We start from the raw sequence: 13,897 nt of genomic DNA, 5'->3' as shown, positions 1-13,897 counted from the left end.
ATGCATCCACACGTTTTGTATAAGGTTGATTATTAGCAAATTATTGACATGTGCTATTTCTTGTATAGAAATGGTATAACGGGTGTATTGAATAAATTTATCTCATAATCAATTGATATATAGAATATTAGTTCGGTATTGAGGAGCCAAGAGTATATCCGCTTTTCTTGTTTTGATAAATACTTTACATGAATAATGATGAAGAAAATATAGTGTGGTTTGCTATGCGCGCTCCTTTTTGCAAGGAGCTGGAGGCAAAGCGGCTGTTGGATAAACAGGCTATAGAAAACTTTGTTCCCATGTGCTATAAAGTATTTGAGAAGAATAACAAGAAAAGGAAAGAACTGGTGCCCGCCGTTCACAATTTGATATTCGTTCGTACCACCCGGCGGATTATCAGGGAAACCAAAAGAACTGTTCCGTTTCTGCAATACATCACGATGCCGGATGCCGGTAAAAACTCTCCTATAATTGTGCCGGATATACGAATGCAGCAGTTTATTTCCGTATCCCGACTGCATAATGAACGTTTAATTTATCTAACTCCGGAAGAAATTAATTTGGCCAAAGGTACGCGGGTTCGTGTGTTGGGCGGTCCGTTTGACGGTGTAGAAGGAGTGTTTGTAAAATCTGTCTTTAGACCTGAAATTGTATACTACCCTGTTTCAGACTAATTTTGATGGTGTGACCAATAAGGCTGTTGCCGAAGGTAGCAAGTGGTTCGACAGTAATACGGGTATCCGTATCGGTATGACTTATTACTTCAAGAAACGCGGTTGGGAGAGATGTGCGCCTTGTGCGAAACCGGTGTATATTACCCGTCCCGTCATCAATCAGATTATCAGCGATTGTCCTGAATATAAGTCAATGGTATTTTATGTGTTCTTCCCGAACAATTATTCAGGACGGGATGATGCTCCGGTAGTGTTTGATGCTGCGGTGAACTCCATCGATTACTTGGCATCGGGTATTTTCACTCAGAAGAAGTTTGAGGACAATGATGCGGTAGCTGCACGTTTGGCATCAGGCGCTTCGCTGTCGACATTGCGTACTACGGATGTGGCAACGGATGAAGCCGGTGAGTCGTCCGGTATGGCAGGTGTTTCACGCGGTTATGAAATATCTTCCTCACCTATTTCACTGGATATGGACGCCGAAAGCATGAATGCCTTTAAGGAGAAAAACGGATATTACTATGCTCCTGTATACAGCGGGAACAAGGCTTGGTACTATCGTGTGGATAATGCTACCAAGAATCAAAGCCTGATGAGCGGAGACAATTATAAAGAGAGCACTTCTTATGGCTTGAATGCGCATGCCGGCCTCGGATTGGTGAAAGAAAACATGAAACCGGATACTGATGCCGAACTGTTCAGCTTTGCCGATATATATGCAGCTATCGAGGGTAACGAAGGTTATACCGGACAGTTTGCCGACTCCGCAGCCGTGAGCGCTCTGAAGAGAATTTTTGAAGAGGGAAGAATACTGCACGTACAGGCTGAGGGATTGGCTACCAGCCAGGATAACTACACGGGTAAGGATGCTGCCAATGTTGGTTTGGAACGTAATAAGACATTGGCTCACAACCGTGCTTATTCGGTTATCAAATGGCTGAAGGAAAATGAGCGGTTCAAGAAAGTGCTGGGAAGCAATTTCTCTCTCAACACACTGACCGATCCTATTGCCACCGTGAATGATAAGAGTACACAGGGACTGAATGCAAAATTGAATCGCTGTGTGAAAGTTAAAATACACTATGTGGTTGACAAATAAATAGACATAACGTCCTATGTCGTCGTGAGACGAGTTCGCATTCCTGCTTAGCGAAGCGGGAATGCCTGAACGGAAAGTCATAAAAGACTTTCTTGTTTGTTTTGTTTGTTTGCGGGCCGCCTCAGGATTTAATGAGGCGGCCTTCTTTTTTCAACGGATACTCTTTTTTTAGGACTGAATGTGTACAGAGGATGAAAAAGGTTTTTGATAATGAAGTGATATTGCCGGAGGTGGCACGGCTGATTGAGCAAGGACATTCGGTGACTATTCCTGTGCGGGGAAACAGTATGAATCCTTTTTTGGCGGATGGTCGTGACTGTGTTACTTTGGGTGGTTTTGTTCCTGAGGAGCTGCAAACCGGAGTTACCGTATTGGCAAAGGACATGGAAGGGCGGTTTGTGTTGCATCGTATTATAGCCCGCAGGGATGAGAAACTTATATTGCAAGGTGATGGCAACCTGCGACAAACCGAGGAAACTACTCCTGCACAAGTTGCAGGAAAGGTGATTGCCGTGATGCGGAAAGGCAAAAGATATGCCGCCGGAGGTGTGCTGTGGCGCATGTATTCTTATTGTTGGGTGAGGCTGGCGCCTTGTCGCCGGTATTTGCTGGCATTGTATAGACGATTATAAATATTGAGTGATGAAAGACGACTTGATACCTGCTCTTACAGGGAAGAATCTGAAAGATAAAATCTGCTATTTGTGGAGAGTTTCTGCCGGACAGCGTTGGACGGTTTTGGTGAGCTGTGTGCTGGGAGTATTGTCCGTATTGTTTTCCCTGGCCTTTATCGGGGTGTCTAAATATGTGATAGATATTGCTACGGGGACGGTTACGGGCAGTTTGCCGGGGGCGGCTCTGTTACTGGTCGCTTTGCTTGTATTGCAGTTGCTTTGTAATATTGTTGACAGTTGGGTGGGCATACGTATGCAGATTGAGCTGGGAAATACGCTGAGACACCGTCTTTTTACCCGCCTGCTGCATAGCCGCTGGAATGAGCTGGAACGGTTCCATACCGGAGATATTGTGAATCGTGTGGAGCAGGATGTTTCATCGGCGGTGGGATTGCTTACCGGGTCTTTTCCATCACTGGTGGTGACCGGAGTGCAGTTACTGGCGGCCTTTTTATTCTTTTGTTATTTAGACCCGTTTCTGCCGTGGATTGTGGTAGCCGTCTTTCCGTTGTTTCTGCTGGGTAGCCGTTATTATATGAAACGTATTCATCGCTATACGCATAAAATTCGCAGAAGTGACAGCCTGATACAGGCTGTTATTCAGGAGAGTTTGCAACATAGGACGGTTATCAAGACATTGGAGCAGAGTGGTAACTGCGTCAGTAAGCTGGACGAGTGGCAAGATATGCTACGCAATCAGGTTCTGGGGCGTACACGCTTTTCGCTTGCCGCACGTTCTTTTGTATCGCTGGCCTTTTCCGGAGGGTATCTCACCGCTTTTCTGTGGGGTAGTGTCAGTCTCAGTACGGGGGCTATAACTTTCGGTACAATGGCCGCTTTTCTTCAGCTGGTGGGGAAAGTACAGCGTCCTGTGCTGGACCTGTCCCGGCTGATACCTTCCTTTGCACAGGTATTTACAGCCATAGACCGATTGGAAGAGCTGGAACGGTTGCCGGAAGAAAGCGGTGAGGAAAGTATGCGCTTTGCTGAAACTCCCGATGTGGAAATCGATAATATAACGTTTCGCTATGTGGAAGGTGAGGCACCTGTATTCAGCCATTTTTCCTGTAAGTTTCCGGCGGGTAGCTGTACGGCTGTAATGGGGGAAACCGGCAGAGGGAAAACGACCTTGGTGCGTATGTTGCTTGCTCTTGCACTGCCGGAAGAGGGGAGCATTGTGCTTCGTACGCATTCGCAGTTGCAATCGTGTTCGTATGCGCAACCGCAGTCGTTGCAGGAAGAGGCTTGCCTTGTTTCTCCGTCCACGCGCTGCAATTTTACTTATGTACCCCAGGGGAATACTCTGTTTAGCGGTACTATTCGTGAAAACCTCTTGATGGGCAATCCTGAAGCTACGGAAGAAGACATGAACCATGCTTTACGTACGGCAGTGGCCGATTTTGTGTTCTCACTTCCGGATGGGATAGATACTCTGCTGACCGAACAAGGCGGCGGACTCAGTGAGGGACAGGCACAGCGTATTGCCATTGCCCGTGCACTGCTTCGTCCGGGCCATATTCTGCTATTGGATGAAGCGACCTCTGCACTCGATTCGGAAACGGAGCGATTGCTGTTAGGGAATTTACGCCGGGATTGGGGGGGGGAAGACGTTTGTCTTTATTACGCATCACCCGGCGGTGGCAGAGGAGTGCGATGGGGTAGTAAGAATATAACTCCAATCGTTTCCTGCTCTTAAATGCAGAAAATATTCGTTTTCCGCAAGTTGTATTTCTTTATTGCTTTTTGGTTCCAAAATATCTAAGGATAGCCTTCTTGTTACTTCAGCATATTCATTGCACAACATGCAGGTATCGGCTTTCAGAATCAATGCCCTGTTTCCTGTATTTTCGATAGTGACGGTACGATTGGCTATTGATACACGAATGGTGGTTCCGCATAATGCTATATTTTCGTTTGTGTGATACCAGTGGAATATACGGGTATCACCTGATAGCCGTTTCACCAACATGTCTATGTTTGTATACGGATTACATTCGTATGGGGGATTGTCGGATAATGTTCTGGTCCATGCCGCATTCAGATAACAGAGAGGAATATGTGGCAGGGTATATGTAGTGAATATGGATTCTTGGCTTTTGGCATAATCGGGTATATATCTTTTCTCGCGTATATATCCACCCAAGCATACTGTACCGTGGCAGTCCCCAGGTACATTTGTTCCGCATCCCCGGTCTTTATCATTATTTTTGCAGACGGAGGCGCTGAAAAGATGCGGATTCCTCTCAAAATGTAAAAGTAGCCATTCCTCGAAACAATGCGACGAGAATGCAATGTGAAGCCCTTCAATCTCTTCAGCCAGCTTAAAGGCTGTTTGGTGGTCGGTAAATGTATCCTTATCGAATACAGCCCAACCTTCTACATAACCGTCTTCTTCCATATACAGTTGGGTTTCACGTACATATCGGGTAGGTTGTGCTTTATACAGTTCATATTCTTCATCTGTATGCTCCCATTTGCACCAGTAGTGTTTATCTGAATGCAGACTTGGAATGGGTTGCCGTAATGTCTTCTTGCGTCTACTTCCTTTCTTTTCCCTGATAATCTCATCGGCTATCGGAAGTATTTTAATATCGGAGAAGCTGTCGGGATGCAGTTCTTCAACATAACTTTTCAGGTCGCAAAAATATTTTACTTCCGTGTCCGAGCCTTCGCATAGTATGACGATGTTGTTTTTGTGTGTTGTTCGTTTACAGCGTGCCATTATCTCCAAATATGTAGTCTATGTTACCGAATTTTGGTAAAGCTCCAAATCTGCCGGACTTGTACCATTTGTCAAACGGAATGTTGATGCTTATGTCATCGAAATCTTGTGCAGAATAAAGCTGGGAAACTCCGTCTTCTTTTTCGGCAAACCATATTTGGTCGGCGCACAACATCCCGTCTCCCGCAATGGAGGCATCGTGGGTGGTAAATAGCAACTGGGCGTTATGAGGATTGGATTTATTATTGTTGAACAACGATACTATCAATTTGAACAAGGCAGGATGAATGGCAATATTTATCTCGTCATAAGCAAGTAAACCTCCCGTTTCCAGGATGTCAAGTACCCGGGCACCTATGCCGAAGAAGTTTTTTGTTCCGGTAGATTCAAACTGCATCGGGAGCGTGACATTGAGTGCCTCTTCATCGTTCACTACTTTATGTACCATTCCAAATTCCCACTTGTTTTGTTTGATAAATGTTTGTCTGACATCGTCTGAAACCGAATCCGGGAATTTGAACTCGGTATCACTATGTTTTTGCATTGTAATGTCTTCAATCCCCATATCGGCAATATGTATCAATCGGCGTAGCCTTTGGAATAGCTTTGAATCGCTGCTTTTCAATATCCGTTCTGCAACGTCGAAACTGTTGAACTTCAGGTCGATGGCATCTCCTACCGGCTGCGCCTGCAATGTGGCGAGAAATGAATATACGTTTTGCAGTCCGTTTGCCTGTCTTGTTCCCAACATGGACAATAACAATTGGTTAGGCAGCAGTTGGGCGTTTGAAATATCCAATAAAGTGCTTTCCCAACTTGTTCCGATTGATACGTGCCTTTGTAGTGTTTCTTCGTTTACCTCGACATTGAATATATTTTCGGCTTTATTGCATTTCATTGTCGATAAAGTTTCTTGATGGATAACTTTATCGAACTTTATTGCATATCGGTACTGTTTTCTATCTACAATGAAGTTGATAGTAAATTCCGTAGGTTGATTTCTTGTTTTTGAGTTAAGAACGTAGGGGGTATAGGGTATAGGGGTGTTGACATCGTACTTCAAAGAACCTGCCACCATGTGGGACAAACTGTACAATGCCCAAATAAGGTTGCTTTTTCCGGAAGCGTTGGCACCGAACACTGCGGCTGTCTTCAACAAACGAATTGTTTCTCCGTTCTCCAGTTCGATAGCCGTGGTGTTTTCACTTCGGAAATCCATGTCCAATGCCTCGAATGAAAACTCGGTTTCGTCTTTGTATGACCTGAAGTTCTTTATCTTGAAATCTATTATCATTGCACTTTATCTTAGAATATTGCAAAGATAATGAAATGGTTGGAAAAATGTCGTCTTTCCAGTAGAATTATGTAGGGGCAATGATTCTGTCTCTGGGAAGCTTATTTTCTGTTACGAACAAAAAAGCTCTTTCCTGACTGAACTATTTTACTGTAAATTATTGTATGTTCTGTTTGTAAGGTAGGGGTTTATGCTTGTAAAGGTCTACTTTGCGAGGCTAAAGTAGACCTTTGGAAGAACGCTGTTTCAGCGATTGTGTTCTTGCTTTATTCTTCAATGATTACTATCCCTTGTTCTTCTAAATGACGGAGCAGTTCTTCTATGTCGTTTTGCGCTTTTTCTTGGCTGACATCGTATATTTCTGTTAATCTCAGAGTGAGTTCTTCCGGTGTGGCGGGTTGTTTTTGGAGCTCTGCGATAATCCATGCAGCGGTATCATTGAGCATTAGCATTTTGGAGAAGTCAATCTGCTGGCCTGCACCGATGAGTACTTTTTCGTTGGCGATGCTGTGTAGTATAAAGTCGGGTTTCAGGGTGGCTTTCATAATGTGGGATAGTCTACGTCTGTTGTTTGGGAATAAAATAAATGTTCAAAAGGCTGCAAACCGCTGTTGACGGATGCAGCCTTTTGAATATTATTTGGATTATTTGAAAATTAGTCTGTTTGAGGGCAACTCTAAGACAGGTTCCTCTAAGGCTGAACGGGTCTGAGGAGTGCCGACTGCATCGTTCATCTGCGCTTTTACCAACATCTGAACCATGTCTTTGATTGTGAACACAACATACATGTTATAGTTGATATTGGGCTGAAGCGTTATCCCCTCATCTTTTATCGCAATCTTAATTTGTAATAAGTGTGAAGGCGGAGCGTATGTAACGCCTTCCGTGTTTGGCTTTGACATTCCCATGAATATGATTAATGAGTTAGTATGGTCAAGAGTCAAAGAGCGACCAATAGGAAGGAACGGATAATTATCACAAGAACTGCTTACACCATAAAACTCTCGATCTGTAGCGTCCGAACAATGAAAAACTGATTTTTCATTCATCCAAGCAGGAAATTTCAGATTGCATAAATAGAGAGGACCTGTTGCTTGGTAGTCTACCGTTGCGGCAAGGAAGTCATATTCAACAGGAAAATTCTCAATGACTTTTTTACGAATAAAGTAGTCGTCTACACCATATCCTTGATCGAATTTGTTTGAGATAAAGTCTCTTAAAGCGTTATTGTTAGCTGCGAGTTCTTCAGAGGAGAAAAAATCTTCAGGGGTTGCTTTTAGTTTAGTAAAAGCTTCTGCCAAGGCATCATTTGTAAGGGAAATAGCACTAGCAATAGTTGTTCCACCATCTACTCCTGTAATACTTATAGGCATATTACCCTCATAACAGTCTATTACTATTGTATATATCGTAATCACTCCCGTCAATCGCCTCATTTTTATTTTATATTCGTCAGCAAGTACTGGTCTATTATTTGTATTTAAATAATAGAGGTCTATTTTATCGCTGTTTTCACTGTTCTTAATAAAAAAAAGTCCTTCTGTAGCAAATAATTCATCACCATATTCTACATAGCCATTCCCATTATAATATAAATCCTCTCCGTCAACATCTAGGGCTTTCGGCAATTTTATTTTAGGGTAGTCTGTTTCATTTTTTTATCAGCTAAATTATAAGTCGTAAAGAAAAATGTTCTATTGTTAGGAACACTATTTATATTATTCCCAATTTCAAAGTAAAGGTAGTCCGCATTTTCTGTTACATTTGGAATATTGTTGATTAGTACATACTGCTTTCCATTGTTGGTAGCAGTAGTCGTATAGTAAATAATCTCATTGTTTTCATATGTGAGTTCAAGAAAATCATCTTCTATATAATTTTCTACTCCTTCATTATATACATTAATATAATAGTTTAGATCATCCGGAAGCACACTCGAAGGATTTCCACCAAAACCGATATCTTCAGCGCTTCTTGTACTAATATCTGTATTGTTGCCAGCTTCGATTTGAGAAGATATGGTTCTTTTTGTCCATGTCAGTTTGGAGAAATCAAAATCAGGTCTTTTATCTGTATTGTCAATATCGGGTTCTCCATCTATATTGTCGATAATGTCGTTTTCAGAGGAGCATCCTCCTAATATTAATCCACTTACTAAAACAAGTAAGTACATCCATTTGAATTTTTCCATTTGAATAATTATTTCGTTTTGTTGTTAATTATTAGCGATCACGCCTGTTCCAATCCGTATCCCATGTTTTGCTTAAATCTGTACTTCCAGCTGTAACGTCTTTCTCCTGATAACTGTTTTCACCCCACAGTATACTGCTGTTACTACCTGAATAGGTTGACGCTTGGACTGCGATACAACTATTCAAGTCTATTTCTACGAATTTTATTGCAGGCTTCTCATACCTTTGTTTTTCTCTTCTCATCATATCATAAATTGTTGTCTTGTTATTTTTAAACTTTCTTTTTCCTTTTGCGCACAAAAGTACGGTTATAGAAGAAGACTGACTGAATAAATAGTCATGATGAAGTGACAAATAGTCCTTATGAAATGTCTGCTGGTATTAGAAAATAGCAGTGAAATGGGTTTATACTCTGTTTAGCTTAGAAAAGGGTATAGAAAAGAACGTCTTTGAGAAGAAAAAAAGTGGAAAGTTATATGTATACTCTTTATTTTTCATCACTGAATTCAACCTCGCTCTTTAGTTTCACCTTCCGATGTTTTATAAAAAACTACAACAATCTCTCGTTGTGAAACTTTGGTTACAGCCATTTATCTAAGTTATTGATATATCGTCTTGAATTGTATTTGATGAAATCAGTAATGTTGTCTTTTTGTGTCGGTAATAATTTTTTCTCTCTTTCTTTTAATTCGGTAGATAAATTTTCATCGCTGGGTGTAAATTACTGTTTGAATTTTGCCACAGCCCTTTTTCTCTTAGGATACATGCAGCTCCCTTTGCAAGGGATAATGTCCGGACCAAAGCATTTGGAATAAGGAATATAATTACTGTTGAGGGTATATATGGATGAATTATTGCTCATAATTTGTCCTGGTCTTCATTCTTCACCATTCCCCTATACTGTTCTGGCAATGCACTTTCTACCGCTGTATAAGCTTCCGCCATAGTCGCTTTGATATTCTCCGCCCCTTGTCCTTTGGGAGCAATCGGTTCATGAATCGTCAGTATCATGCGGTGACGGTGTATCCACTTGCCGGTACGGGGAAGTATCTCGAACGAACCGTCAATCGTCACAGGCACTACCGCCAGTTGCAGTTCGTCTGCCAATTGGAAAGCTCCTCGCTTGAAGTACCCCATATGTCCGGTGAATGTGCGTGCACCTTCGGGGAATACCACTAATGACACTCCGTTCTTTAAGGAAGCCTCTGCCTGACGCATGGTAGCCAGCACTTTCCGGGGGCTGGAACGGTCTACAAAAATATGCCCGGCGCTTTCGCAAGCCTTGCCCACGAATGGAATCTTACGCAGGCTCTTCTTCATCATCCATTTAAAGTTTCTTCCCAGAAAGCCATAAATCAGGAAAATATCGAAAGAACCCTGATGGTTGGGGACAAATACGTAAGAAGTACGTTTATGGAGCTTCTCCCGTCCATTTATTTTTACCGGAATAAGCAGGAGATAGCAAATCAGTTGTGACCATATTTTACCCGGATAATATCCCCAGAAATGAGCGCCACCCAATAAGGAACCGACAATTGTGACCAGTGCGGTAAGAATAGTCAGCACCAATAATATAGGCAGTGCAAAGCAAATCTGATAAATATTATAGAGTATCTTCATAGGTTTTGGATTTTATTGCCACAAAGATAGACCTTTTTTAGATTTTGTCACTCATTCTCGCTAACTAATTTTATAACGGTGATTTCGGGCCATGCACCGAAGCGGAAAGGTAGTCCCACATATCCTATGCCGACATTGACATACAGGGCTCGTTTGCCTTCGTAGTACATGCCTGCCCATTCCGGGTAGATGAGAGAAGCTAACGAATGTCCGAACATTTCCATCTGCATGGCGTGCGTATGTCCGGAAAGGGTTAACTCTATATCCGAGCCCGGCAGGACTTCGCGTCGCCAGTGCGTAGGGTTGTGGCTGAGCAGGATACGGAACATGCCTTCCGTGCCCTGCATGGCTTTGGGCAAATCGGCGAATTGTGAGAAAGGCGGCTCCCCGTCGTTCTCGACACCTATTAATGCTATGCTGTCGCCCTTATGACATAAAATGTCATGTTCGTTATTCAGCATTTTCCAGCCCATCTCTTTTTGCTGTTCTATTAAATACTCCAAATTGGCCGCTTCCTCTTTTCGGTTACGCCAACGGTAGTAAGTCCCGTAATCATGATTGCCGAGAATAGAATATACTCCGTCGGGAGCATGTAGCCGGGAAAGTATCTCCTTGAAACCGTCCAGCTCGTGGCTTTGCTGATTAACCAAATCACCGGTAAAGACAATAAGGTCTGCTTTCTGCTCATTCACCAGCTTTACCAAATGCCGGACAGCTTCCGGATTCCCCAGCCAGCTGCCTATATGTATATCCGACAGCTGAAGGATGCGATAACCGTCAAAGCCTTTGGGTATGTTGGCCGAGCGATACTCGACATCCTTTACCTCAAAGCGTGTGATACCCGCAATGGCTCCGTAAAGAATATTGGCAAAACTGATTACCCCCAATATCAATCCGAGCAGTGTGTAAGGAAGCCGGTGTGCAACAAAAGGAGAGCGAGGGCTTCTGAACGGCGTGCGGAAAATGACGAGCGACAGAAGCCGGCTGATTCCCCGCATCAGTATACCCAGTAGCGAGCAAAGCATGAACACCGTTTTCGGAACGGCAAACAGCATCACGGCCACTGCCAGCCTGCCGATGCCTTGCGGATGATGTGAAAGGGCATTATCCCCTGTCATATAGATATAATACATGTATATGGCCACCAACATAGCGGTGGGAAGCCAATACGTACTGCGCCAGACTATATTACGCGTTTTCTTTACGATGTACACCAGGTAGATGTACATATCCGGCAGAAGCAGGAATAAAATGAGTATAAGAGTTATTCGGTGCATATATCTTCGAGTTCTTCTATATTCTTTTTAATACTGTCGAGGTGCTTATAAACAACCTTTTTATAGATGAAATAAATAAGAATTACATCCCAGATGACGCAGAATCCCAGCATGGCGGCCTGCGCTATGAGAGGCATCGTGTAGTAATCCATTACCCAGTAGAACAGTGCGGTGAAGATGACGGTCCAGACAGCCACTGCCCACACTTCGTAGCGGGTCCAGTAACGGAACGTGGCCATGCGCCGGCTTACTTCGGCTACCGACATCTCATCCACCCGGGTATTCCTGTTCCAAAGGTAAGTTTTCCGGTCCCACCACATACCGCCGAGGATGGTGACGGTGATGAAAGCCAGAAATATGGCAGTCTTGTTTTGCAAGTGCTCATTGAAGCCGAAAGTAGGTAGCAAAAGCCATATCAGCAGGATGACGGCCAGCCCCACCGCACCTACTCCAAGCGAGAAGCGTTGCAGGATAACGAGCCGCCTCAGGCTGCGCCGGGTATTTGTTTTATAGCTCGCAAGCAGTTCCTTTATTTGTTTTTCATCGGCGATAGGTTCCTTTTGCAACTGTGCATCCAATGCATTCCATGATTTTTTCAGTTCGTCCAGTTCCATATGTTATTCCTCCTTGTTCATCTTTTTCAGTTTGTCTTTAATACGGTTGAGTTTGGTAGCCACATTGGTTACGGTCAGTCCGGTGATTTCGGAAATCTCCTCATAACTCTTCTCTTCCAGATAAAGCAGGATGATAGACTTTTCCAGTTGTCCCAGCCGGTTTATCATCCGGTAGAGTTGCCGTAACATGGCTTGCGTCTCGTCGTCTTCTTCGCTGCGGTCGGCTTCCTGTGTGAGGGTTACAATCTCCGGAATGTTCTTTTCTTTCCGTATGAAGCTGATACAGGTATTCAAGGCGATACGGTAAATCCACGTCGAGACTTTACATTCCCTTCTGAATTTAGGAAAAGCTTTCCAGATGTTGAGTACTACTTCCTGGTACAGGTCGCTAAGAGTCGCGTTCGGAGTGGTGTACAGGTAACACACCTTATAGATGACGCGCTCGTATTCCCGTATGACGGACATAAACTCTTGTTCTATATTTTCCATTGTATTGTTTCTCGAATCGCTTTTTATTTGTTTGTCGTAACGGAAACCGGAAAATCACACTCCCGGTTCTTAACTCTTCAGGTTGGCTGCAAGAAACTTTCGCATTTCATCAATCGGCTTACCGCGTCGGCGGGCATAATCTTCCAGTTGGTCTTCACCAATCTTGCCTACGGCGAAATAGTGTGACCGGGGATGTGAAAACATAAGACCGCATACAGAAGCATGCGGATACATGGCCCCGTTTTCGGTGAGCGTGATACCTATCTGTTTCATATCCAGCAGTTCATCCAATATGAAGTTTACGGATTGGTCGGGTAGGGAAGGATAGCCTACCGCCGGACGGATACCTTGATATTTCTCAGCCAGCAAGTCCGGAATGGAAAGTGATTCTTCGGGAGCATATCCCCAGACCACCTTACGCACATGTTCGTGCATCTTTTCTGTCGCGGCTTCGGCAAGCCGGTCTGTCAGGGTCTGTACGAGGAGATGTTTGTAAGGGTCGTCTTTGTAGTAGTTTTCACTTTCCGCACTGACGGAAGATGCGAAAAGGCCTATCGTGTCTGCCACCCCGGACGAGAGAGGCCGTATGAAATCGCTCAGGCAGAGAAACGGACTTCCGTCCGGGTGAGGGGTCTGCTGACGGAGCAGGGGGAACACCGTATCCTCGATAAGGAGATTGTCCCCTTCCGCATTGGCGCTGCACAACCTGTAAATGCATTGCACCGTAATTTCCTCATCCAATCGGTTGAGTACTCTGTTGGCTTCCTTAAACAGTTGCATGGCTTCGGCGGCTTTGGCACGCTCTTCTTGGGGAAAAGCCGCAAGCCACATGGCACGGCAGGAATCGCAACCGTGAATATCGGCTATTGCCGCAAACCTGGGTTGAAAGCCCCAGGCATGGAAGAAATAAATCCAGTTGATGTAGGGACTTACTTCATGGATTTTATAATTGATGGTTGACAATGGATAATGTATGTATAATAAGTGTTGATAATGTATATATAATAAGTTAAGTAAATAAGTAAGTGTTTAGATTTAATTTGTATCGGTAACAATGAGTGTATATCAGTAACGATGGGTATATATAGGTAACAATAATGTAGCGTAACCTAAGGCTGAAAGCCTTTTTATCTTATAGCCCGGGGTAACACCCCGGGAATAAATGTTCCCGACATTCTGCGCCCTGAAAGGGCAAAAGATTAATCTGCAAATATATTGCCCTTACAGGGCGCAATGTTATTC

At 43.7% G+C, this 13,897-nt stretch carries 13 protein-coding genes and 1 pseudogene; 4 read left to right on the top strand and 10 right to left on the bottom strand.

All coding sequences use genetic code 11. The annotated features are described in order from the left end of the window. The first annotated feature begins 188 nt into the window (after positions 1 to 188). The 4 genes and pseudogenes from BUB52_RS12865 to BUB52_RS12850 all read left to right on the top strand — a co-directional run bounded on the left by BUB52_RS12865 (position 189) and on the right by BUB52_RS12850 (position 4,120). Positions 189 to 674, top strand: coding sequence for a UpxY family transcription antiterminator (locus BUB52_RS12865; RefSeq protein WP_009120539.1), 486 nt, complete (start codon positions 189 to 191; stop codon positions 672 to 674). Continuing rightward, positions 649 to 1,773, top strand: coding sequence for a hypothetical protein (locus BUB52_RS12860; protein WP_009120540.1), 1,125 nt, complete (start codon positions 649 to 651; stop codon positions 1,771 to 1,773). Before BUB52_RS12865 ends, BUB52_RS12860 begins: the two co-directional genes overlap by 26 nt. 191 nt (positions 1,774 to 1,964) lie before the next feature. Beyond that, positions 1,965 to 2,405, top strand: a complete 441-nt coding sequence (locus BUB52_RS12855; RefSeq protein ID WP_009120541.1) for a S24/S26 family peptidase — start codon at positions 1,965 to 1,967, stop codon at positions 2,403 to 2,405. Positions 2,406 to 2,415: 10 nt separating this feature from the next. Then, positions 2,416 to 4,120 (top strand): annotated as a pseudogene (locus BUB52_RS12850) (ABC transporter ATP-binding protein). On the opposite strand, the gene BUB52_RS12845 reads toward BUB52_RS12850, so the two are convergent. The 10 genes from BUB52_RS12845 to BUB52_RS12795 form a co-directional block, all read right to left on the bottom strand. Beyond that, complete coding sequence (locus tag BUB52_RS12845; RefSeq protein ID WP_039950184.1) at positions 4,075 to 5,169, bottom strand: RloB family protein; 1,095 nt, start codon at positions 5,167 to 5,169, stop codon at positions 4,075 to 4,077. The pseudogene BUB52_RS12850 and the gene BUB52_RS12845 overlap by 46 nt on opposite strands. Next, complete coding sequence (locus BUB52_RS12840) at positions 5,156 to 6,463, bottom strand: AAA family ATPase (protein ID WP_009120545.1); 1,308 nt, start codon at positions 6,461 to 6,463, stop codon at positions 5,156 to 5,158. Before BUB52_RS12840 ends, BUB52_RS12845 begins: the two co-directional genes overlap by 14 nt. 266 nt (positions 6,464 to 6,729) lie before the next feature. Beyond that, the gene (locus BUB52_RS12835; RefSeq protein WP_009120546.1) at positions 6,730 to 7,008 is read right to left on the bottom strand and encodes a PqqD family protein; all 279 of its coding nucleotides are present in this window, start codon (positions 7,006 to 7,008) and stop codon (positions 6,730 to 6,732) included. Positions 7,009 to 7,107: 99 nt separating this feature from the next. Then, positions 7,108 to 8,091, bottom strand: a complete 984-nt coding sequence (locus tag BUB52_RS12830) for a hypothetical protein (protein WP_009120547.1) — start codon at positions 8,089 to 8,091, stop codon at positions 7,108 to 7,110. Positions 8,092 to 8,093: 2 nt separating this feature from the next. Further along, complete coding sequence (locus BUB52_RS12825; RefSeq protein WP_009120548.1) at positions 8,094 to 8,654, bottom strand: hypothetical protein; 561 nt, start codon at positions 8,652 to 8,654, stop codon at positions 8,094 to 8,096. 859 nt (positions 8,655 to 9,513) lie between these two features. Beyond that, entirely contained in the window at positions 9,514 to 10,275 is a 762-nt protein-coding gene (locus tag BUB52_RS12815; RefSeq protein WP_009120551.1) for a lysophospholipid acyltransferase family protein, read from the bottom strand. A gap of 47 nt (positions 10,276 to 10,322) precedes the next feature. Next, a complete protein-coding gene (locus tag BUB52_RS12810) occupies positions 10,323 to 11,552 on the bottom strand; it encodes a metallophosphoesterase (RefSeq protein ID WP_009120552.1) in 1,230 nt (409 codons plus the stop codon). Then, positions 11,540 to 12,166: a GtrA domain-containing protein gene (locus BUB52_RS12805; protein ID WP_009120553.1), complete on the bottom strand. Its 627-nt coding sequence runs from the start codon at positions 12,164 to 12,166 to the stop codon at positions 11,540 to 11,542. The genes BUB52_RS12810 and BUB52_RS12805 overlap by 13 nt, the downstream gene beginning before the upstream one ends. Before the next feature lie 3 nt (positions 12,167 to 12,169). Further along, a complete protein-coding gene (locus tag BUB52_RS12800) occupies positions 12,170 to 12,655 on the bottom strand; it encodes an RNA polymerase sigma factor (protein WP_009120554.1) in 486 nt (161 codons plus the stop codon). 69 nt (positions 12,656 to 12,724) lie between these two features. Next, a complete protein-coding gene (locus tag BUB52_RS12795; RefSeq protein WP_039950185.1) occupies positions 12,725 to 13,618 on the bottom strand; it encodes a vitamin B12 dependent-methionine synthase activation domain-containing protein in 894 nt (297 codons plus the stop codon). Positions 13,619 to 13,897: the final 279 nt, after the last annotated feature.

This window comes from Bacteroides clarus YIT 12056 (assembly GCF_900129655.1).
Taxonomy (GTDB): Bacteria; Bacteroidota; Bacteroidia; order Bacteroidales; family Bacteroidaceae; genus Bacteroides; species Bacteroides clarus.
The sequence above is the reverse complement of the archived record's forward strand: the minus strand, read 5'-3'. Positions and strand labels throughout refer to the sequence as shown.